Annotated in this window: 18 protein-coding genes; 1 reads left to right on the top strand and 17 read right to left on the bottom strand. The window is 37.6% G+C overall.

The window, feature by feature from the left end:
- Positions 1-211: 211 nt before the first annotated feature.
- From EM808_RS18630 to EM808_RS18565, 14 genes are all read right to left on the bottom strand, one after another.
- Entirely contained in the window at positions 212-1759 is a 1548-nt protein-coding gene (locus EM808_RS18630) for an alpha-amylase family glycosyl hydrolase (protein WP_127739716.1), read from the bottom strand.
- 413 nt (positions 1760-2172) lie between these two features.
- Positions 2173-2808: an esterase/lipase family protein gene (locus EM808_RS18625; protein WP_127739715.1), complete on the bottom strand. Its 636-nt coding sequence runs from the start codon at positions 2806-2808 to the stop codon at positions 2173-2175.
- A gap of 250 nt (positions 2809-3058) precedes the next feature.
- Positions 3059-3700, bottom strand: a complete 642-nt coding sequence (locus EM808_RS18620; RefSeq protein ID WP_127739714.1) for an esterase/lipase family protein — start codon at positions 3698-3700, stop codon at positions 3059-3061.
- A 455-nt stretch (positions 3701-4155) separates the two neighbouring features.
- Complete coding sequence (locus EM808_RS18615) at positions 4156-5172, bottom strand: sugar kinase (protein ID WP_127739713.1); 1017 nt, start codon at positions 5170-5172, stop codon at positions 4156-4158.
- The gene (gene dagF, locus EM808_RS18610) at positions 5165-5920 is read right to left on the bottom strand and encodes a 2-dehydro-3-deoxy-phosphogluconate aldolase (RefSeq protein WP_127739712.1); all 756 of its coding nucleotides are present in this window, start codon (positions 5918-5920) and stop codon (positions 5165-5167) included. The genes EM808_RS18615 and dagF overlap by 8 nt, the downstream gene beginning before the upstream one ends.
- A gap of 1 nt (position 5921) precedes the next feature.
- Positions 5922-7025, bottom strand: coding sequence for a DgaE family pyridoxal phosphate-dependent ammonia lyase (locus EM808_RS18605; RefSeq protein WP_127739711.1), 1104 nt, complete (start codon positions 7023-7025; stop codon positions 5922-5924).
- On the bottom strand, positions 7003-8100 hold the full coding sequence (locus tag EM808_RS18600; protein WP_127739710.1) for an amidohydrolase/deacetylase family metallohydrolase: 1098 nt from the start codon (positions 8098-8100) through the stop codon (positions 7003-7005). The genes EM808_RS18605 and EM808_RS18600 overlap by 23 nt, the downstream gene beginning before the upstream one ends.
- Positions 8101-8305: 205 nt before the next feature.
- A complete protein-coding gene (locus EM808_RS18595; RefSeq protein WP_127739709.1) occupies positions 8306-9019 on the bottom strand; it encodes a GntR family transcriptional regulator in 714 nt (237 codons plus the stop codon).
- 85 nt (positions 9020-9104) lie between these two features.
- On the bottom strand, positions 9105-10193 hold the full coding sequence (locus EM808_RS18590) for a DUF871 domain-containing protein (RefSeq protein ID WP_127739708.1): 1089 nt from the start codon (positions 10191-10193) through the stop codon (positions 9105-9107).
- A gap of 3 nt (positions 10194-10196) precedes the next feature.
- Complete coding sequence (locus EM808_RS18585; protein ID WP_127739707.1) at positions 10197-10478, bottom strand: hypothetical protein; 282 nt, start codon at positions 10476-10478, stop codon at positions 10197-10199.
- Positions 10479-10490: 12 nt separating this feature from the next.
- Positions 10491-11795 carry a PTS sugar transporter subunit IIC gene (locus EM808_RS18580; RefSeq protein ID WP_127739706.1) on the bottom strand — a complete coding sequence of 435 codons (1305 nt, stop codon included), beginning with the start codon at positions 11793-11795 and terminating at the stop codon, positions 10491-10493.
- A 647-nt stretch (positions 11796-12442) separates the two neighbouring features.
- Entirely contained in the window at positions 12443-13828 is a 1386-nt protein-coding gene (locus EM808_RS18575; RefSeq protein ID WP_150909292.1) for a sugar porter family MFS transporter, read from the bottom strand.
- Positions 13829-13999: 171 nt separating this feature from the next.
- Positions 14000-14893 (bottom strand): sugar phosphate isomerase/epimerase family protein, encoded by an 894-nt coding sequence (locus EM808_RS18570; RefSeq protein ID WP_127739704.1) that lies wholly within the window; start codon positions 14891-14893, stop codon positions 14000-14002.
- Positions 14890-16035 (bottom strand): Gfo/Idh/MocA family protein, encoded by a 1146-nt coding sequence (locus EM808_RS18565; RefSeq protein ID WP_127739703.1) that lies wholly within the window; start codon positions 16033-16035, stop codon positions 14890-14892. The genes EM808_RS18570 and EM808_RS18565 overlap by 4 nt, the downstream gene beginning before the upstream one ends.
- Before the next feature lie 140 nt (positions 16036-16175).
- Between EM808_RS18565 and EM808_RS18560 the strand changes: the two genes are divergently transcribed.
- Entirely contained in the window at positions 16176-17006 is an 831-nt protein-coding gene (locus EM808_RS18560) for an AraC family transcriptional regulator (protein ID WP_127739702.1), read from the top strand.
- A 41-nt stretch (positions 17007-17047) separates the two neighbouring features.
- Here EM808_RS18560 and EM808_RS18555 read toward each other — a convergent pair whose 3' ends face one another.
- The 3 genes from EM808_RS18555 to EM808_RS18545 form a co-directional block, all read right to left on the bottom strand.
- Positions 17048-18517 (bottom strand): glycoside hydrolase family 32 protein, encoded by a 1470-nt coding sequence (locus EM808_RS18555; protein ID WP_127739701.1) that lies wholly within the window; start codon positions 18515-18517, stop codon positions 17048-17050.
- A 12-nt stretch (positions 18518-18529) separates the two neighbouring features.
- Positions 18530-19765, bottom strand: coding sequence for an MFS transporter (locus tag EM808_RS18550; protein ID WP_127739700.1), 1236 nt, complete (start codon positions 19763-19765; stop codon positions 18530-18532).
- Between the two features lie 137 nt (positions 19766-19902).
- Entirely contained in the window at positions 19903-20874 is a 972-nt protein-coding gene (locus EM808_RS18545) for a LacI family DNA-binding transcriptional regulator (RefSeq protein ID WP_127739699.1), read from the bottom strand.
- Positions 20875-21269: the final 395 nt, after the last annotated feature.

The following is a 21269-nucleotide window of genomic DNA, read 5'->3' as shown; positions in this document are numbered from 1 at the left end:
CACTCTTTATAGTCGCTATATATAGACACTATAAATTTTACCCTATTTTAGTAATATTTTTATAATAACTTAAACTACTGCACAACACTAAAAAATGCAGGGGATTTCCATAAGACACTAACTATAGTTACTAGAAAACCGTTCTCGTGAATCCTTTAAGTAAAAAAAGGCTCTAGTAACCCTAGAGCCCTACCAGTGAAATCAATAATTATTATTTCACTAAAACAGTTGTGTGAGCCGGAATGGTTAAAGAGGATTTCGTGTTCTTAACACCCTGTTCACTTACGAAAATAACTTTCCCTATAAGTGGAGTCTTTACAACGACTGTTTCATTTGCGATATTATGAAAAATCTGAATCGAGCTTTTTTTATACGTACGATTATAAGCAACAACTTTGGCATTATTCACTTCGATACTTTCTATATTGCCTTTGCCTAACTCCACATACTGCTGCCGAATACGAATCATTTTACGGTAGTGATTTAACAGCGAATTTTCGTTATTGTCTTGTACTTCGACTGAAATACCGTTATTGCCAATATTATAAACAGGTGTCTGCCAGCTTGTTTGGCCTTCACCATCACCCTCGTACCACCGAAATGGTTCCCGAATTAGCTCATCTGGTTTTTCACCTGTCATGCCAATTTCTTCTCCATAATATAGGAACGGATTACCAGGCAATGTTAAGAGAATGGAGGCTGCCGATTTGCCCTTTTTTATATCTGCATTTAATTCGCTCATAACTCGAATTTGATCATGGTTTGATAAGAAGGTTGCATCGATTTTGTTTGGGTTATAGGTTCTGTAAAGTTCATCTGTAGCTATTGCTGCTGCAGTTATCCCTTCGTCTATGCCGCTTTTAACAGAATGAACAATTTTGCTGGCTAAATCAAAGTTAAATGCAGAATCTAATGACTTATAGTATGGCGCAACAACCTCTGGCACATCCCAAACCTCTCCAACCAAATACACATCTGGTTTTACCTCTAGCATCGCTGCTCTGAATTGCTCCCACCATTTTAGGTTGTTTAATGCACCATCTGTTGTTTGTCCTTTATAAATATGCATAGCCGCATCTAACCTGAAGCCGTCCGCCCCCTGCTTTAACCAATACTGGCCAATCTTTATTAGCTCTTCTCTTACATGAGGATTAGTAAAGTTTAAGTCAGGCATCCCAGACCAAAAAGTGCCGTAATAATAGCCTGCTCCATTCGGATTTTTATACCACACCTGCTGGCCCCATGATCCAGTTTCACTTAAATCAGTATGTTCATCTGACCAAACATAATAATCATGATATTTACTAGTAACATCTCGGCTGGCTTCTATAAACCAAGGATGCTCACTGCTTGTATGATTGATTACTAAATCTATAATAACTCTAACGTCACGTTTATGTGCTTCTAATGTCAGTTCATGAAAATCTTCCAATGTTCCATATTCAGGATCGATACTATAGTAATCTGTCACATCATATTTATGGTAGCTTGGAGAGGTATTAATCGGCATTAACCACAAGCCATTAACTTGTAAATCCTTGTTCGTATTTCTATTTCCATCATTTAAATAATCCAGCTTCTTAATAACCCCTTTTAAATCACCATGGCCATTTCCATCAGAATCATAAAAAGACTTCACATAGATTTCATAAAAAACACCGTCTTTATCATTTTGGTTTTTCTCTTCCAAAACACCTTCCCTGGATGATAAACTAGCTGCTAACGGCAATGATAATGATACAGAATACCATTTTTTCATTAGTTATCCTCCCCTTTATGAAATCGCTTACAGTTTAAATATACAGCTTATTATAACTAGTTGCAAACATTTGTAAAAAACTGAAGCTTTTTACATTACAAAAGCCGATTTAGGTGTTATCACCTCACCATTCCTTTTTTAGCATTCTAATTTTCACGAAAGTTGTCACAAGTTATTAGAAATTTTAATCTAAAAATATCAAAATAAACCGCGTTTTGAAAACGTTAATATTTTTTCAAATTTTCTTGGTACAGGTCGTGTTATATTGTAAACGTAATATGTTTCATCAGCCTTTCCCATTTGCGAGGATGGCTGCCGTCCTTTTGTTCATGGTCTTCCCATTCACTTTTTAATGTCTCTAAATAAAAAAATGACTCAAGACAGCTCTTGAGTCATTTTTCTTATATCTTATATTAGTTCGTATTCTGGCCCCCGCCATTTAATCCTGCCTTAATAAGCTCATTGACCTTGCTGTTAGCAACCAATCCTAAATGGCCAATTCCACTAAGCTGAACGTTTTTCGCTCCTTTTAGGTTAGATAGCCATGTTGGTACTAAATAATCATTTGAACTGTAAATAGACGTATACAAAATTTTATGGTTAGGGTCTTTTCCAACAGGTGCTGTCGATGTAATGAAGCGGTTAGGTGAACCTAATGTTACAACATCATTGACCTTCGTTCCGCCTGTATTCAAGATATACGTCAGTGTGTTGATTCCGCCGGCACTATGACCAATAATATCGACTTTGCTCTTGCCTGTTTTCTTTAACACTTGATCAACATATGTTGCAAGCTGTTTTGCATTTGTATAGCTGTTGCCTGTTTTATCGATTAGTTCAATCGCGTAAAGATCGTTATCTGCCCAGCCTTGTGTTTTAAGATAGCTTTTTATCGCAAAGAAGTTGGTGCTGTTCCCGCCTGTACCATGGACATAAATGACTGGATCATGACTAGATGCCGCTTTAGATACAGAAGGCTTAACGCCAACAACAGAAACAATAATAGCCATACACGCAACTAATGAAATTAGTAATTTAGTATTCTTCATTATTTCCTCCCTGTTTTTCAAAAAGTTATCTTGCTATAACTAATTGTTATCTATTTCGGGAGGAGAAACAACCGGTAAGATTTGCTAGGCTGGTAATTTGCTAGGTAAAATACAAGAATTAAACCACTATTTTATAAAAGAATAATAGATGCAGTTTAGTAAGAGTTCTACTTGTAATAAGATCTTTTTTCCACTAAAAAACTCTTACTGACCTTTCGTCAATAAGAGTTTCAGATGTCCTATACAATAACTATTTATTCGTATTCAAACCGCCGCCATTTAAGCCAGCCTTAATTAACTCGTTCACCTTTTTACTAGCAACAAGCCCTAAATGGTCAACGCCACTGATTTGAATATTTTTCGCGCCGTCAAGGATAGACAGACGGTATGGTGTTATATAATCGGTAGTGCTGTAGATGGAAGTATACAAAATCTTGCGGTTAGGATCTGTTCCTACAGGTGCTTTTGTTGTTATTACACGATTTGGAGACCCTAATGTCACAACATCACTAACCTTGCTTCCACCTGTATTAAGGATATATGTTAAGGCATTAATGCCGCCTGCACTGTGACCGATAATATCCACTTTCTTTTTCCCTGTTTTCTTTAGTACATCATCTACATAAGTGGCAAGCTGTTTTGCATTAGTAATACTGTTGCCTGTTTTATCAACTAATTCAATGGCATAAAGCTCATTGTCTGCCCAGCCTTGCTGCTTCAAGTAGGTTTTTATGAAATAAAAGTTCGTACTGTTTCCGCCTAAGCCGTGAACGAAAATAACGGGATCATGTGTAACTCGTTGTGCTTCGGAGACAGTTGGATTTAAACCGACTGAGCAAAAAAGGATTGTCATGCATGCTATTAGTGAATGTACCACTCTCATTTTTTTCATTTCCTCCTAGAAACTGTGCTGTTTTTGCCTGTTTAGTATTTACACTTTTCAAGGAGAAGCTTCAGGAAATTTTTGTTAGCAAAACAGAAATTTTTTTACCTTACGGACTCTGAGATGGATAAAGTAAAATAAGTGGAGAATAATATTAATGATAAAAAATATCCATCTAACTTTTGACCTTTTGAGAATTAATATAGTATGTCTTTAATATTAATACGTTTCATTTCGTTGCGCTGCACCCACTCGCTTTCCGATAACCCTCGTCTTTGTCTACGGGGTCTAGAGCATCTTCTAATTACGGCTAGAATCGAGTGGCCTCCGCTCCATTCCACTAAGATTTTTATTTCTTGTATTTAAACCGTAAACAATAACATAAAAAAAAACCGAACTATTAATAAATATAATAGTTCAGCTTTAACCTAGACTTAACTAAACAAGTCCTGTTCTTTACTATTTCACCTTTCAATATCTCCTACTGATTCTGTCATAGCCCGCAATATGTCCTTCTCTGTTGACATTGGTGTGTCTCCTGCAATTGTATGTGCAAGCATTCCCGCGGCTGCGGCAAATTCAACTGTTTTCTCAGGTGGAAACCCTTCCATTTCACCATGTATAATCCCGCTTGAATAAGCATCTCCTGCTCCAATTCTGTCATAGACAGAAAAAGATAATGTTTTTGAAAAGTGGAATGCTTGATTCTTAAAGATAAAGCCTTGTAAGGAATGTGTATTGTCACCGTTGATTGTCCGGTGTGTGCCAGCAATGACAGAGATGTTATAGGTTTTTGCAACAATTGGAATTAATTCCTTCAGCTGCTCACTGCGATCATTCTTCTCTGTTTTCAAGTTTAGTACAAACTGTGCATCCATTTCATTCATCATGACAATGTCAGCTAATTGAAGCATTTCTTCGTAATGTGGCTTCGCTTTTATATATCCGGCCTCACCCCAGAGCGATGGACGGTAGTTACAATCAAAAACAATTGTCCCCCCATTTTCCTTTACCGCTTTGGCTAATGTTTTCATGAGATGACGGACAGTATCATTCATTGCTAGCGTGATGCCACAAAAATGGACAATATCGACTTGCTTTACGATGGCGTTAAAATCATACGTTCCCTCAGCTGCGGTATTAAAACTGCTTTCAAGCCGATTGGTATATGTAACCCTACTTGGCCTGGCACCAAAGCCATTTTCTAATACGTACATACCAACATACTTTCCATCTCGTCTAATGAATGATGTTGTGATTCCAAGTTTTTGAAGATAGGAAAGAGCTGCATCACCAATTGGATTTTCTGGCAATGTGGACACAAGCAACCCAGTATGGCCAAATCTTGCTAGTGCTGCGGTTACGTTCACTCCAGTACCAGAAAAGGAATAGTTTAATGTGCTTCCTTGGGAGAGAAGTTTGTATCCAGGCACCTGCAGACGCATCATAACCTCTCCAAATGCTGCAATACTCTTAGGCATGTTGATCAACCAATTTCTTCATCGTTTCAAGTAATTCACATACATCCTCGACATTTGTATTTCCTGTGTTTTTGTCGATAATCGAGGAATACACATGTGGAATAACCTGCGGCACATTGGCTTCTAAAGCAATACGCAAAATTTGTTCAAAATTCTCTTTGTCAATCCCGCCTGTTGGCTCTAATGCAAAACCTTCTTCACCACATGCTTGTGCAACAGCGCGGAATTCGTCTTCACTGCTTAACCCTTTCATTGGGAAGTATTTCAATGCATTTCCGCCCATGTCGCGTACAAGCGCAATAGCAGTTTTGATTGGTACAATTGCATGCTCTTCGTGTGCTGCACTAATTGGCCCTGTTGATATATTCACATAACCTACCCGTCCTGTTGGTGATACCAAGCTGTTAATCCAACTATCTTTTTCCCCAAGATTGGCATGTGTAGCTCCAACAGAAGGAAACACTTGGTTTATATGACTGCCGGAATAGTATTTTGCAATCTCTGCAACAACAGCAGCTTGACGGTTGTCACCTGCACCCAATCCAATCGATACCGCTTCATCTATTTCTTTCCCATATTCCTTCATTGCTGTGACTGCTTCTTCTACAGTAGAATAATCCTTCGAAAGAACACCAACTAACACATAGCCTTCAGCAGCTTCAAAAACCTCTTTTGCATTCTCAACACTATTTGCTAAAACATTTAAGGCAACACGATTCCTGTAAAAACGTTTTGAGATATTGGACATTTTATTTTCCTCCCACTATTTCACGTAGCTTAGATTCAATTACCTGAATATCATCATGCTGCAGCGGACGGGGATCGATATCGAAATAGCCCTGTCTCACACCATAATCGCGTGTATAAATGGCAATCTCACCCTCTCGCAGTCTTGTATTCACTTCTTTTGCTGTTAGTTGAACTTGATTAGCATCAATTTGAATTCTGGCACGGAAAATGGCACGGCCAGCTTCATCCTGAACAATCGTTACGTTGACGCCATCAAGCTTATTAAGTGACATTAATATTTGCAATGCTTCTTTCTCTTGTTCGCTTTTGTCTTCTTTATTGCCGTATTCATCAAGTGCCTGAAGTAAGCCGAATGTTGTTTCTTTCCCGACTTTCATACTTCGTCCAATCCCATGTAATTGAGTCTTTAGCCACTCCATATAGATTCGTTTGCCAGCAACAATTCCTGAAGTTGGTCCTTCGATTGCCTTGGAACCACTGTAGATCGCAAGGTCAGAGAATTTCACATATTTTTGCAGGTCCTCTTCTGCCGCTGCATCAACAATAAGTGGAATTTCATTCCGTTTGGCAACCTCCCATGCTTCCTCAACAGAAATCATATTTTTTTGAACGGCATGATGTGATTTGACATAGAGGATAGCTGCTGTGTTCTCAGAAATGGCATCTTCAATATGCTCCGCTTTGCCTTCATTGGCATAGCCAACCTCAACAAGCTTTCCACCGCCTAAGTAAATCATCGTTTCTACAGGTGCTCCGTACTGTACATTGTGACCCTTTAGCATGATGATGTCACTTTTCGGAATATCCTCTTGATGAAGTCGCTCACTTTTACGGCGATTGCCCTGTGTTACAATTGCTGCAACAGAAAGAGCAATCCCGCTTGATGCCGAGTTTACGATCACTGCTGCCTCTGAACCTAGGATTTTTGCAACATAATCACCTGCTTTGTCGACTAAATCTGTAATCTCCACATAGTTTTGTCCACCTTGCTTCATGGCATCCATCACCGTATCAGTTGGTGCTGATACACCTAAGATACTCATTCGCCCACTTGCATTAATTACACGCTTAAGCCCATATTTAGCATTCAATGAATTCTCCATTTATAACCACTCCTTTTGTTTCTATTCTTTGCTTCGCTTCCCGCTTTTCACCTTCAGAATCAGTGAGTGTAATCGGTTCATTCCGAAAAGTAAAAAGGGTCAAATTCGCAACAGCCCCAACCTTTATGCAAGCAAGCTCCGGTTTTTTTAGCCAGTTTGCAGCATTTGTCGTAACTGCCATGATTACTTCCTCCAGCGAATATCCTAGGGATAGGAATTTTGTTAGAACATTAGCCAAGCTATATACAGGACCGTTTATCCGATTGTTTCGATAAATATCTGTACTAATTGTATTTAATCCAATGTTATAACGTTTTGCCGATTGTGCAACCTTAAAGGAAAAGCTTGCTGTACCATGCCCAACATCCAAATGCACACCGCGTTCAATGGCATTCTTTAACACTTGGAGCGGTTTCCCTTGTGTATCGAAAAGATTATTTTGTTTCCCATTGAGATAATGTGTAATGATATCTCTTTTCTCTAGGAGAGGAATAATTTCATCGATGAATGGTGGACCAGAACCGATATGCACCATTAACGGCAATGCTGTTTCATTAGAAAGTGTTCGTGCAATCCTTAAGGGTTCAATCCCATTATCACAAACCACACTTTTGCTAATACGTGCCTTTAAGCCAACGATTAATTCCTTATAATCGTTTACTGCTTGTAGAACTTTTGTCTTATCGATCCATTCTAATCTGGATAATTCATCTACTCTTTGTAAACCAATAGAGGAAATGTTCAAAAATGCAAATACATTTGTTTTTGCTTTTTGTCTGCTTGCAGCCATCTCGGAGATTCGATCTGCACCACAGCTACCAGCATCAACAATTGTCGTCACACCTTGATTTACTCCGATTTTATCAATTTCATCACCGTACGGATTAAATTCAGGAAATGCATGGACATGTAAATCGATCCAACCACTTGATACATAAACACCTGAACAATCTATCATATGCTCGCCAAGTCCAGTTCCTGCAGGCATGATTTTGGCAATTTTACCGTCATTTATGACAATATCGATTTCCTCTCCGGTTATTCTCTTTACATGATGTAATACGAAATCTTTCATACCATTTCACCTTTTCCGTACTCTATTTAAAGACACTTTCAAAAAATATACAGTCACTAAAGTTAAGATAATAGATATAATTTTATAATGATATTCCATAAAAACATAACGTTATAATGTTTTAATATGTAATAAATATATATCCTTCAAATTATTAATCATATAAAGCTAAGTACAAATAGAGTAACTTAGCTTTTTACATTGACTATATATTTAAGTTCACAATATATTTATGAATATCCGTATTATAGTAGCCAATCGAATATTCGATTAATTGTTCATTGATGTCATAAGAAAAACGTGTTCTTTGAAATAATGGCTTCGGTTCAATATTTAGCAACCGAGCAATTTTTCCACTTGGAATTTCCACTCCAAATTCATCTTGAAACCGATTAAAGTATACTCCCTTTTCATACAGCACTTCATACAGGGAATTTGTAAATGTATCAGGGTCAAGCGAAAGTAAAAAACGACCAGGAATATAGTGAGTAAAATGAATGTACGGCTGGTCATTTAACGTAAATATTCGCTCAATACAATAGCACTCTTTTTCATGAAAAACGTTAGATAAGATTGGATGGTCCGACACATCTATTTTAGAAATTGTTACGTTACCCTTTCTTAAGGTATATCCTGTCGATAATAAATATTCAGAAAACCCCTGCCCCTTTGATAGTTTTGAAATGGCTCGATTATCTAATACTTTCGTACCAATACCACTATGTTTTTCGACATAGCCTTCAAGGGCTAATTGTTCGACAGCTTTTCGTATCGTGATTTTACTAACACCAAATTCCTTTTCCAATTCGGGTTCAGGCGGGATTAATGAATTTTTAGGATAGACTCCTTTTATCATCCGTTCTTTTAATTCATTTTTCACTTGAATATAAAATGGTCCCTTTTTCCGTAACAATTTCATAAAGATCTACCTTTCCAGCGTTTCTCAACTTCGATTAACTTTTTTTCCTTTTATTGTACCAACAAACAATAGGAAAGTGTAGAAATCATTTTACATTTACCAACTTAAAAGCGCTCCAGGGCTTGATATACTCTATTAGAAAATGCTCATCAGCAACAACTTTTGCTATTTTGTTTTTTCGCTTATCTTCTGGCATATCCTTTAATACAACCTGCAATTCGCCTTTATATTTTCCGAAATGATTATTGCCAATAAAAATATCCCCAGTCGTTTGCGACACTGATTGTTTTTCTTCAACTGAATGATCAGCGTATTTTTTTCGTACGTCTACTGAACGAATCATATATTCTGTAATATCACCGCGGCGTATATGTGTTTCGTTTAAAGCTATATTAACTTCTAATTCGCTAGCATCAGGCTCTAATTCAATTTCTAATTCTAAAATATCCCGATTAAGCTCCCCAAGTATACGAAGCTCAGCCTCACTTGCGTAAGCATTGCCAATGATAATGTCATCAATTAGCCCTGTTGCCCACAAATGCTTTGCTTGGATGTTTATTGGCAGATTTCGATGCTGTTCTAAAGTACATAACCCGTCATTAATATCCCATGGCCCTATTTGTCCTACTGAGGATGTTATAAAGGCGGCAGTTCTAATGCCATATTTTTTGAAGCGTTTGGAACATTCTATAAAGAAGTCATATGGTAAACCGGTATATTTTTGCGGATAAAAATTGTGACATCCAATGATATAATCCTTATTCCCTTGATGTGTTAAAATATTGGACAGATAATCAACATCATTACTCATATTCAACTCTATTTTTAAACCATAAGGATTATTTGTCATTTTCGCTTCCTTTAATCCGTCAAATCCTAAATCAAGTCTGATTCCATCAGCACCTAGCTCATGGAAAAAACCTAAATCATCATAACTAATACTTAATTTGTCAAAGACAGCAGGAGAGACATCTAAAATAACTTCCATATGTAATGCCTTTGCAAAAGTAATAATCTCGGTAAATTCTCGCATTAATTCCTCTTTCGACTTTGAAGCTGATAGTAAGCAAGTAAATACACGATCAAACCCATAAGCTTTTGCCATTTTCAAATATTGTTTATCCTCTTCCATCATTGATTTTTCTGGATAAATGGAGACACCTAAACGCTTCATTCCTTACACCTCACGATTTGCATACTTTTCTGCTATTATTTTTTGAACATTGTTTATATACCTTTGAAAACTGACGGTGACAAATACAGCACATATAATGGTTGGTACGATTACGACTAAATAAAATTTTCCGCCTGTAAAGACAAATAGAAGCATTGATAGCAGGATTACCAGAATGGATAAGCCGATTGATTTCCAAATTGTCCACTTTGCTCCAATATTCGTTTTCAAAAATACGATATAGGAAGCAACCAATACTCCCCCTGATAAAATCATCTCCAACATGGAATCATCCCCTTACGCGGTTTTTGATTGGGATTGTTCTTTTTCTTGCTCTAAGTGCTGCTTTTCGAACATTTTAAAGAATGGAAAATAAATAGCAAGTGAGATACAGAAGTTCAGAATAACTAATACCCCTGCCATAATCGTCCAATCTGTACTTATAATTGCTGCAATTGGTGCTGGAACCGTAAACGGAAGTTTCGCCATAATCATAGGTATTAAGTGGAATTGGAAAAATAAGTATGAGACAATTCCATTTACAAGTGGTGCCAAGATAAATGGAATAATTAATATCGGGTTCATAACAATCGGAGCTCCGAAAATGATCGGTTCATTAATGTTAAACAACCCAGGCAAGAATGAGAGTTTTCCTAATTCCTTTAAAAATGTTGCTTTTGAGAACATGAACAACACTACGAGTGCTAAAGTTGATCCTGCTCCACCAATCCAAACAAACCATTGAATGAATTGCTCTGTAAATAAAGTTGGCAGATTATAAGCATCACCAGTTGAAGCAAATACTTCCATATTCTCAAGAATACTTGCATCCCACATTGGTCTTATAATTGGTCCCATAATGGCAGGACCATGTATTCCTAGTGCCCAGAAAAAGACAACCAAGAAAATCGTTAGTAATCCGCCAAACAAACTATTGCCAACTAAAAAGTCTTTTAATGGTGAGATTAGCAACGTAATGACTGAATTAATATCAAAATGTAATACATGGCGAACAAGCCAAAAAAGCACAATAACACAGAGTGTTGGGATTAATGCAGTAAATGAATTTGCAACCATCGGTGGAACACTATCTGGTAATTTAATCCGAATATCCCTTTTGATAAAAAACCGAAATATCTCGACAGTTAACAAAGAAGTTACGATTGCACCAAATAATGATTGAGCACTTAAGCTGCTTATATTAAGCCAACGTCCTGCTTCAATAACGCCTGCAACAGGCTCAGTTACTTGTATTGGGACAATGGACGTAATCAGAAAGGCCAAGACTGAAAGTAAAGCAGTACTTAATTGGTCAAGCTTATAATGTCCTGCTAAAGCATATGCAACGCCAAATGAAGCATATAAAGCCATTGCTCCTACAGTGAATCGAAAGGGAATATCTAGTACCGGCCTAAAGTCCGCAATAAATTCATCATAACCTGCAATTGGAAAATTTAATAAAATGACAAAAAATGAACCAATGATCGTTAATGGGAGCGTAGATAGTATTCCATTTCGGATTGCTAAAAGATGATGCTGTGAACCAATTTTTTGTGCGGTTGGCATTACTTTTGTTTCTAAAAACTGCATAACCTTATTCATAAAAATACCCCCTCTTTTTATAAATGTTTAATTAATACGAATCTCAAACTTTATAACATTATAATGTTTGAAGATAAAAAATATTCCTTACTTAGTAGACAAGACAGAATAATTAATTTTGCATGTGCTAGCTTGTTGTAATTGAATTAACTACGATTAACTTGTGGTCCAAGACAAATCACATCTGAATCACCAAAATGACCTTACACTAAAACGAATATTATCTTTAATTATTAATCCTCCCTTTTATTTCTCCGCCTTCCTTTTCCATTTATGTTACTAATAAACTAGCTGACATACCTGAAGCACAACGCAATAAAATACGCATGAATAACTCTCTCCCTTTTCAAAATGAAATCCTTTTCATAAAGACATTCTATTACAGTCCTTTGGTATAGTCAATATAACATTATAATGTTTAATGATTATTTTTTATTACAGATGCCTACTGGTTTTTTTGACCGTTATTCTCTATTTATATCTCTCGAACATCTCATGAAGAATGGTTTAATACTTACATATTAGAAATTCAAAAATAAAGTTGCAAGCAACGTGTAAGATTACTTAACAAAGTTTTTTTGAATGAAAGATGCAAAATAAAAACAGAGCTGCACTAATTTTAGTTTCAGCTCTGTCTATAGAACTCTTTAATTCTGTTTAAAATTCTCCTCAATCTGCTCCAATGACAATCCTCTTGTTTCAGGTAAATACTTTCCTATAAACACAATCCCTGCGATTGCAAATACGGCGAATAGGAAGAAGGTTGCCGATAAGCCGACACTGTCTAATAGAATAGGGAAGAATAAACCAACCAGAAAATTGAAAAGCCAAAGAAACAAGACTGCCATTCCCATTCCTATCCCTCTGATTCTCGCTGGAAAAATCTCAGATAACGTAAGCCATGTCATCGGGCCGACTGCCCCTTGGAAGAAGGCTAAATAAACGCATGTCATGGACAGGACTACATATGGCAAGCTCGGAGAATCCGCAAGTAGCAGTGTGGATATTCCGATTGAAATAAGTGCTGCTGTTACACCAATTAAGCCTGTCAGAAACATGGAGCGTCTATTTACTTTATGCATGATGGACATACCGATAATCACAGCAACTAAGGAGATTAAGCCATTTGCGACATTTCCTATTAATGCTGCCTTTGTTCCAAATCCTGAATTTTGAAGGATTTGTGTGCCATAATACATGATTGAATTGATGCCCACTAATTGGGATATCGCTCCGATTCCTATCCCGAGAACAACAATTTTTTTAATCCAAGGAATCCTTAAATCTTTAAAGGTGACCTTTTTGGTATTTTTCATTTCAGCGATGCTTGCCTCGATATTTTTTAATTCCTTTTCTGCGGAAGCTCCTTCACGAATTTGTCTTAACGTTTTAAGCGCTTCTCCGATTCTACCTTTTGACGCGAGCCAGCGCGGGCTTTCTGGTAAAATAAGCACACCTAACCATAAGGCGACAGCGGGAAGTGTTGCAATCACTAACATATAACGCCATACATGTCCTGCTTCGTCAAAAGTATTTCCGATAACAGCATTAAAAACATAGGCGAGAAATTGGCCAGTAACAATCATTAATTCATTTTGGGTTACTAATCTTCCTCGTCGTTCTGCAGGTGACATTTCTGCAAGATAAGATGGAATGATAACCGATGCTCCGCCAACCGCAAGCCCTAACAGAAATCGGAATGAAATCATGATTGTTGTATTTGGAGCGACAACACAACCGAGTGCTGCGAAGAAGAACAAAATGGCTAAATAAAGAATTGTTTTTCTGTGACCTTTATTATCTGACAGCCTTCCTCCAAAGATGGAACCGATCGCTGCACCTAGGACAAGTGAGCTTGCGACTAAGCCTTCTGTAAAGGGAGTTAAGTTAAGCTGGTCAGGACGCGCCATAAATGGGAGAGCTCCGTTAATAACTCCAGTATCATACCCAAACAGCAGCCCTCCAAAGGTCGCAACAATAGTGATTAACCGGAGATTTTTTTTAGGATCTTTTTTGTGTTTTCCCGTTTCCATCGAGTGATGATCAGACAGCTTTGCATTATCCACTTTCCATTCCTCCTTTAACATCCAGAAATTTGTATCCGCTTTCAAAAATAATCAAATGAAACTCACGCTTATTTAGCATTACATCTCTATCATAAGAGTGCTCTTCTTATGATAGAGATGTAAAAATCATTCTACTGTCTATTTGACATTAATAGAGTTTGAAATCGTCTTTAAATACTCACTTGTCCGTTTTGCGATTGGGTATGGCTTATCAAATGGTGCTGGATACATATCCTGCTCGACAACTGCCCAGCCGCTATAGTCAATATCACGCAGTACCTCGAAAAATGCTTCCATATCCACTACCCCTAATTCAGGTTCACACATTATATCTTCACTCACTGCTTTAGCAAATGGCCAGTTTTCTTTTTGCATTCTTTCCCTTACCTTAAGATCACAGCTTTTTATGTGAAGATATGGAATACGCTCATAGTATTTGCGCATGAATGCAACTGGATCACCATCAGCATAAGCATGATGTCCTGTATCTAAGCATAAATTGATGTCTGTATTATGCAGAAGTCTTTCAATTTGCTCCTCTGTCTCAATATGGCTTTGGGCATGTGGATGGAAGACTACCTCCAAGCCGTATGTTGATTTGGCATGGTTTTTAATTTGTTCCACATTGCGGACGAATGAGCGCCATTCCTCCTCATTTAATATCTGCGGGCGAATCAGTTCGCCAGTAAACAGGTCTGTATAACAATCATCGATTAATACAACATACTTCGCTGTTGGGAACTTCAGCTGAAGCTTGGCCATTTCATCTAAAAGGGTAATCATTTCTTTGGTACTCGCTTCAGAAGTAAGATCACCGACTAAGGTTGTTGCAGTAAGACTCAAACTGCGCTTCTCAAGCTCTTGCTTTAATTGCACATAATTATTTGGAAGATAGCCCCACGGCCCAAGCTCAATTCCCTCATAGCCGGCCTCTACCATTTCATTTAAACAGCGTTCCCACGGAATCTGTTTATCATTTTGCGGAAACCAAACTCCCCATGAATCAGGTGCTGTGCCTATTTTAATCTTCATGCGATTACCCCTCCTTTTTCATTCACCCGAACCCATTGCTGCTGTTCTGCTGATTTTAAAATAGCATCAACTGTTTTATCAATTTGTGCGCCAAATGTAAAATCGCAAACATATGCAGTGCCTCTTGATAATGCTGACAGCAATTCATGTGCTTCGAGCACCTTCATATCGTTATAGCCAATCGCAATACCAGCCGCTGGATAAAACGCACTGTAGCCTTTATGATCAGGTCCTAAAAATACTGTTCGAAAGCCTCTGTCTGCACTATCATCTGAAGTGAAATACACATTAACTTCATTCATGCGCTCTAAAGAATACTGAACTGTCCCTTGTGTACCTTGGATTTCATACGTTAAGTAATTTTTTCTGCCTGCAGCAATTCTGCTCGAAGAAATTGTGCCGACAGCTCCATTTTCATAGTTTGTCAGAATAGCAATAATATCTTCATTTTCCACTTCTGCTAATGTTAACGAACCAGGAGATGCTGGTCTTTGCTTAAATATCGTTTTTGATGTGGCGTTAACGCTTTCAATATTTCCTAAAACAAACTGGGAAACACTTAACAAGTGAGAGCCTAAATCACCAAGTGCACCTGATCCGGAATATTTATTAATATGTCTCCAAGTAATAGGCAAGTTTGGATCAAGCAGGCTGTCTTGAGCATATGTTCCGAAGAAGCCGACGATATCGCCTAGTTTTCCGGTGTCTACCAGCTCTTTAATATAGCAGCTTGCTGGATTCATCACATTATTGTAGCCAACATAGTTGACAACTCCATTTGCCTTCGCTATTTCAGCAAGCTCTAATGATTGCTCACTTGATAAAGTTAAAGGTTTTTCACAGTAAACATGCTTGCCGTTCTCTAGTGCCGCCTTTGCAATTTCATAGTGAAAGGCATTTGGTGTTGCGATATCAACGATGTCAATACTTTTGTCAGTAACTACTTCCTTCCAGTCAGTTGTCCATTTGGCATAACCTAATGTCTCACTGGCTTTTTTAGCTGCCTCTGCACTCACATCTGATACTACCTCAAAAATCGGCTTGCCATATTCAGGACCGAAGTTTAATAAAGCGTTTACAAATGAATTCGTATGAGCTTTCCCCATCCAACCTGCACCAATTAATCCAATTCTAATTTCCATGTCATTTATCTCCTTTATTGTTTATTTTTGCTTTCCATATGTACATATTAATAAACTCTATTTACAATGTCATTATAGGATATTGCTAAATAATATAATATTCTTGCTGTCTTAAAAGTTAAACAGGAGGACGGTTTTATATGGTGGAAAAAGGTGTTTTATCACAATCGAAAATGTATTTTCACACACCTAGTGATTTTGCAAAAGATGCACTTTTCTATTTATCTTATTCTGGCACATTTTGCTGCAGTAACGACTATATCGTGGAGCGGAACAATTGGAACAGCTATTTATTTATGATTGTAAAGAAAGGAAAAATGAGAATCTTTTATGAGGAAAAGGAATATATCGCATCAGAAAACTCCTTTGTGTTTCTGAACTGCTATAAACCGCATAAATATCAGGCCGAAGAAGAAACTGTATTTGATTGGATTCATTTCTCTGGTAATGCAAGTGAAGCTTATTATAATCTCCTTTATGAGGCAAGCGGCTGCGTCTTTTCAATAGCAAATAATTATGTAATTCAAGACTATATGACTAGTATTCTCCATGCTGCCAAAGAGAATCATGTTGAAGAAGATGCGGTATCTATCTATATCCATAAGATTCTTTATGAATTAAAAAAGAAATCGAGTGAAGTCGATTCCTTGCAATTCAAATCTATCCTAGAGGCAATTAATTACATAGAAAGCTCCTTTCATACCCAGATTAAGCTTCAGGACATTGCAAATTGTGCAGGCTTAAGTCCGTATCATTTTTCACGAGTGTTTAAAAAACATCTGAACTGTTCTCCGTATCAATATTTAATCAATTTCCGCATAAATCATGCAAAGGAACTCTTGCAAAACACTGACTTATCTATTCAAGAGATCACCTATGAATGCGGATTTAACAGTGTGCCTCATTTCATAAAAATATTTAAAGAGCATACAGAGTTAACTCCAAAGAAATTTAGGAATCTGCCGTTTTAATAAAATAAGGACTAAGTGATGTTCACTTGGTCCCTTATTCATTATCCCCAAATATCCTCCAACTCCCAACAAGTAAAATCAATTACTTCTGTCTCCCCGCTTTCACTAAACAATTCAAATCCTAATCTTTCTTCTGTTGGATATATTCGGCTTGTCATTGTTACTTCTCCATCGTTTGCGAAAACCTCTATTGAGGATCTGTCGATAAATACTCTTAAGGAAAGCTGCTGGTCTGCTTTTAGTGCTGTGCGTCTCACTCCATCTTCGCCTTTTCCAGACTTAGAGCAATCTAGCACTAGCTTTTGCTGTTCCACATCAAACGCGAGCTTGGTTACGTCTTGATTGGTGCCGCGAATTTTTAGTCCTATTGCTTGTGCGGATGTTTTCGTTAAATCAAAATCGAGCTTTAGTTCGATTAAATCCTGTGTTGCTTCAACGAGATAGCTTCCAGACAGGCTTTTATCTGTACATACTTTTTGCTGCTGTGTGCGCAGTAATGACAGCTCCTCGACAGGCTTCATTAGAATTTTATTATTTTCATTGAGTGTTAATTCTCTTGGCAATGTTAGTGCACCACACCAGCCATCTTCTTTTGTTGGCATACTGGATTCCCACATATCCATCCAGCCGATTGCAATGCGGCGGCCCTTGTCGTCTAAAAGGGTTTGGACTGCATAAAAATCATGGCCATTATCTAATTCCGTGAAGCTGCCTGACTTGAATGCATTTGTTTTATAATCGTAATCTCCAACAAAATAGCCTGTTTGGAAAAGATTATTATATAAGTCACCTTCTGCTCCCACTCCTTGCGGAGAAAACAGCAAAATATGTTTGCCTCCAAGCTCAAAGAAGTCTGGGCATTCCCACATATATCCTAATGTACCGTCACTTTCAGCTAATACTCCAACATATTGCCACGCCCGTAAATCCTGTGATTTATACAGAACAACCTTACCCGTATCCTCCTGTCTTGTACCGATAATCATGTACCAGGAGTCCTCGTGCTTCCAAACTTTAGGATCACGGAAGTGGCCGGAGCCTTCTGCTGGATGCTTAGAGATCACTGGATTTGCTGTTTCCTTTGTGAAAGTAATTCCATCTGTGCTTGTAGCAATACATTGAGATTGGTCGAGAATATCTTGCTCTTTGTCTACAAAAATATTACCCGTATATATTAATGTGAGAACACCATTATCATCGACAGCACTTCCTGAGAAACAGCCATCCTTTTCATAGGATTCTGTTGGCGCTAGAGCAATCGGCATGTGCTCCCAATGCACTAAATCCTTACTTTTGACATGCCCCCAATGCATTGGTCCCCAATTTTCATCATATGGATGGTGCTGATAGAATGCATGATATTCACCTTTATACTGGACTAGCCCATTCGGGTCATTAATCCAGTTAGCTGGTGCCATAATATGAAAGCCTAGTCTGTATCGTTTATTTAATTGTTGCTTTGCATTTTGGATTGCTTGTTCTGCCTGCTGAAGTTTATTTGTTGTTAACATAAATACGCCCTCCTAATTGACTACTTGCAGTTTTTTCGGTTTATTAACAGTTGATTTTTTATTATTTAATAAGGTGAAAATGGAGATAACGGAAAAAACAAGAACTAACACTCCCATGAAAATATACGACTGTCTGAAGCCAATGCTGTCATATAATCTGCCTGCCAATGGGGACAGTATGGATGCACCAACCTGTGAGGCAAACTGAAAGCCGACTAAATATAAAATCGATGATAGTCTTGTATCAAAATTCGCCGCCAAATATTTAAAGATGGCGATTAACATAATTGGCAGCTCTACTGCATGAATTAACTTCATCGAAGAAATTCCGACAGGGCCTATTACCACACCTGAGCCAATTATTCTAAATGCCATTAAGAACCCTGCTAGCAGCAAGCTTTTCTTTGCTCCAAGCTTATTCACAATGAATGGAGCTAAGAACATCATGCCCGCTTCTAGAAATACTTGAAAAGAATTCAAATAGCCAAACACTTGATTTCCTAGTGCCTCTGTCGCAAAAAGGGACGAATAATAAATCGGAAACTGCTGGTCATAAACACTATATACGCAAGTAACACCAACTACATATAGCATGAAGAACCAAAAATCTCTTAACAGAAATAACTGACCAACATCCTTGAATGTAACGGAATCGGCTCTTTCCATTTCATGATGAGTCATTTCTACCTTTACAGAGATGATGATTGTAACTAGGATGACCGCAGAAACGGAAGCAACCCAGAAGTTGATGTTTGGGTTAATGTTGAAAAGCTGTCCAGCAAAGAATGTTGCTGCCGCCCAGCCAAGGGAGCCCCACATTCTTGATTTTCCATACTCAAATTGATATTTGCGCCCGATTTTTTCAATATATGATTCGATTGCACCAATTCCAGCCAGAAAGGCAGTACCCAAATATAATCCTCCGACTATTGCCCCTAGCAAAACATTAAATTGTAATAGCGGTCCATACACGAAGATATAAAATGGTCCAACTAGCACGAGCAGCAAGCTAATGAAAAATAAAATATTTTTCTTTAGCCCGATTTTATCGGAAATATATCCATATATCGGCTGCATGCATAGTGCGAAGATAGCGTTTACAGAAAAGATAATGCCTGTCTCTGCTCCATTCAAATTAATTTCTTGCCCTAACCAAATCGAAAATAAAGAATAACTAGAAGACCAAGTGAAAAAGAAAAAGAAAAAATAAGCACTTAATTGCCAATACAGTCGTTTTGAACCATTCATTTCTATTTCCCCTTTATAATGTAATAGAGAACAAATTTTAAAAACTGAAAGCACTTTCAACATCATTTTATGTCAACCGGTTTCATATGTCAACGGGTTGACATAAAAATTAAAAAAACATTGCGTGAAGGCAATGTTTAAGCTGTCGTTCCCTTTATTAATTTGATAGGAAGCTTTGTTTCTAAAGGTAAGTCTGGCAATTCCTCTTCTATTTCCTTAATTAATATATCGATTGCTGCTTCCGCTAAGCTCTTAATCGGCTGCTTGATGGTTGTTAATTCAGGCAACAGGGTACGAAGCGTCTCTGTTCCGTCATAACCGACTACTTTGATCGATTTGTTTCGCTTTTTCGCTTCATTCCATAATGCTGCAGCAAATAAATCATTTGTCGCAAACACCCCATCGACCTCAGGATGCTCTGTAAATAGATCATTTAATATAGGTATATAGCTATTTTGCTCAAATACCTCTGCGATTTCATAAATAATTGGTGTTTGCCGGTGTTGTTCCATTAAATCCATATAAGCTTTTCTCCGCAGTCTTGCTGGTGTTTCTAATTCACCGATTCCATCAATTAACACAATACATTGACACTGGTTATGTATTAATAATTCTGTTGCTGTTTTACCGCCATCGTAATTATCAGAACTAACGACAGGAATAGTTTCTGACAAATAGCGATCAATTGCCACAACTGCTAGGCCTTGCTTATGGTAGTCTAGGATTCCACGATTATGTGTGCCGACAATAATGCCATCGACTTGATTTCTTAACAGCATTTCTAAATATTTTTCTTCTTTATCCACTTGATTTAAGCTGTTACAAAGCAGCACCTTATAGCCGAGCGATGCACAAATATTTTCAATATGAAAGGTCAATTCCCCGAAAAAAGGATTTGCGGTTGTGGGCAATATTAAGCCAATTAAATTGGAACGCTTATTAAATAAAGTCCGCGCCACGTCATTGGGAAAATAGTTCAGCTCATTCATTGCCTGTTGAACCTTATCCCTTGTTTTATCACTTATGTATCCACGGTTGTTTAATACCCTTGAAACCGTTGTTGGCGATACACCAGCCAGTTTCGCCACATCTTCTATTTTAGGCTTCATTTTTTAGATCCTCCTAAAAACCAATTACTTATATTATAGTACAAAAGATAATAGTCTGTTTCATGTGATTGGTGTTTTTCTTATCTCCATGTCCAAGAAAGAGGATAACTATGCTTTGACTGCTATCTGCTCTGCTTTTTTAAAAGTTTTTTCAGCAATATGAGTCTAATACATGAACAAAGCCCAGCGGAGCACCCATTGGTAATTTCCATATCTTTTCCAAGACGATACTTTTTCCTCATCATGTAGAATAACCACAAACATTGTCATATCCTGCGATTTCTCAGGAAATACAACATAAAAACCGGAAAATATTTCTCGGCTTGTCGCTCCTCCATGATATACCCCGAATAACGGCATAATTAAAGCCCAATATCTTTTGAGAATTGGGCTTG

Source organism: Niallia taxi (assembly GCF_004005475.1).
In the GTDB taxonomy this organism is placed as follows: domain Bacteria; phylum Bacillota; class Bacilli; order Bacillales; family Cytobacillaceae; genus Niallia; species Niallia taxi.
This window is presented reverse-complemented; position numbering and strand designations above follow the sequence as displayed.

What these genes read in the sequence shown, in the direction of transcription:
- EM808_RS18630 (WP_127739716.1), bottom strand. Translation starts at nt 1,759, where the DNA reads ATGAAAAAATGGTATTCTGTATCATTATCATTGCCGTTAGCAGCTAGT.
- EM808_RS18585 (WP_127739707.1), bottom strand. Translation starts at nt 10,478, where the DNA reads ATGTTGGAGATGATTTTATCAGGGGGAGTATTGGTTGCTTCCTATATC.
- EM808_RS18580 (WP_127739706.1), bottom strand. Translation starts at nt 11,795, where the DNA reads ATGAATAAGGTTATGCAGTTTTTAGAAACAAAAGTAATGCCAACCGCA.
- EM808_RS18555 (WP_127739701.1), bottom strand. Translation starts at nt 18,517, where the DNA reads ATGTTAACAACAAATAAACTTCAGCAGGCAGAACAAGCAATCCAAAAT.
- EM808_RS18560 (WP_127739702.1), top strand. Translation starts at nt 16,176, where the DNA reads ATGGTGGAAAAAGGTGTTTTATCACAATCGAAAATGTATTTTCACACA.
- EM808_RS18575 (WP_150909292.1), bottom strand. Translation starts at nt 13,828, where the DNA reads ATGGAAACGGGAAAACACAAAAAAGATCCTAAAAAAAATCTCCGGTTA.
- EM808_RS18625 (WP_127739715.1), bottom strand. Translation starts at nt 2,808, where the DNA reads ATGAAGAATACTAAATTACTAATTTCATTAGTTGCGTGTATGGCTATT.
- EM808_RS18590 (WP_127739708.1), bottom strand. Translation starts at nt 10,193, where the DNA reads ATGAAGCGTTTAGGTGTCTCCATTTATCCAGAAAAATCAATGATGGAA.
- EM808_RS18615 (WP_127739713.1), bottom strand. Translation starts at nt 5,172, where the DNA reads ATGCCTAAGAGTATTGCAGCATTTGGAGAGGTTATGATGCGTCTGCAG.
- EM808_RS18550 (WP_127739700.1), bottom strand. Translation starts at nt 19,765, where the DNA reads ATGAATGGTTCAAAACGACTGTATTGGCAATTAAGTGCTTATTTTTTC.
- EM808_RS18620 (WP_127739714.1), bottom strand. Translation starts at nt 3,700, where the DNA reads ATGAAAAAAATGAGAGTGGTACATTCACTAATAGCATGCATGACAATC.
- dagF (WP_127739712.1), bottom strand. Translation starts at nt 5,920, where the DNA reads ATGTCCAATATCTCAAAACGTTTTTACAGGAATCGTGTTGCCTTAAAT.
- EM808_RS18605 (WP_127739711.1), bottom strand. Translation starts at nt 7,025, where the DNA reads ATGGAGAATTCATTGAATGCTAAATATGGGCTTAAGCGTGTAATTAAT.
- EM808_RS18570 (WP_127739704.1), bottom strand. Translation starts at nt 14,893, where the DNA reads ATGAAGATTAAAATAGGCACAGCACCTGATTCATGGGGAGTTTGGTTT.
- EM808_RS18600 (WP_127739710.1), bottom strand. Translation starts at nt 8,100, where the DNA reads ATGAAAGATTTCGTATTACATCATGTAAAGAGAATAACCGGAGAGGAA.
- EM808_RS18545 (WP_127739699.1), bottom strand. Translation starts at nt 20,874, where the DNA reads ATGAAGCCTAAAATAGAAGATGTGGCGAAACTGGCTGGTGTATCGCCA.
- EM808_RS18595 (WP_127739709.1), bottom strand. Translation starts at nt 9,019, where the DNA reads ATGAAATTGTTACGGAAAAAGGGACCATTTTATATTCAAGTGAAAAAT.
- EM808_RS18565 (WP_127739703.1), bottom strand. Translation starts at nt 16,035, where the DNA reads ATGGAAATTAGAATTGGATTAATTGGTGCAGGTTGGATGGGGAAAGCT.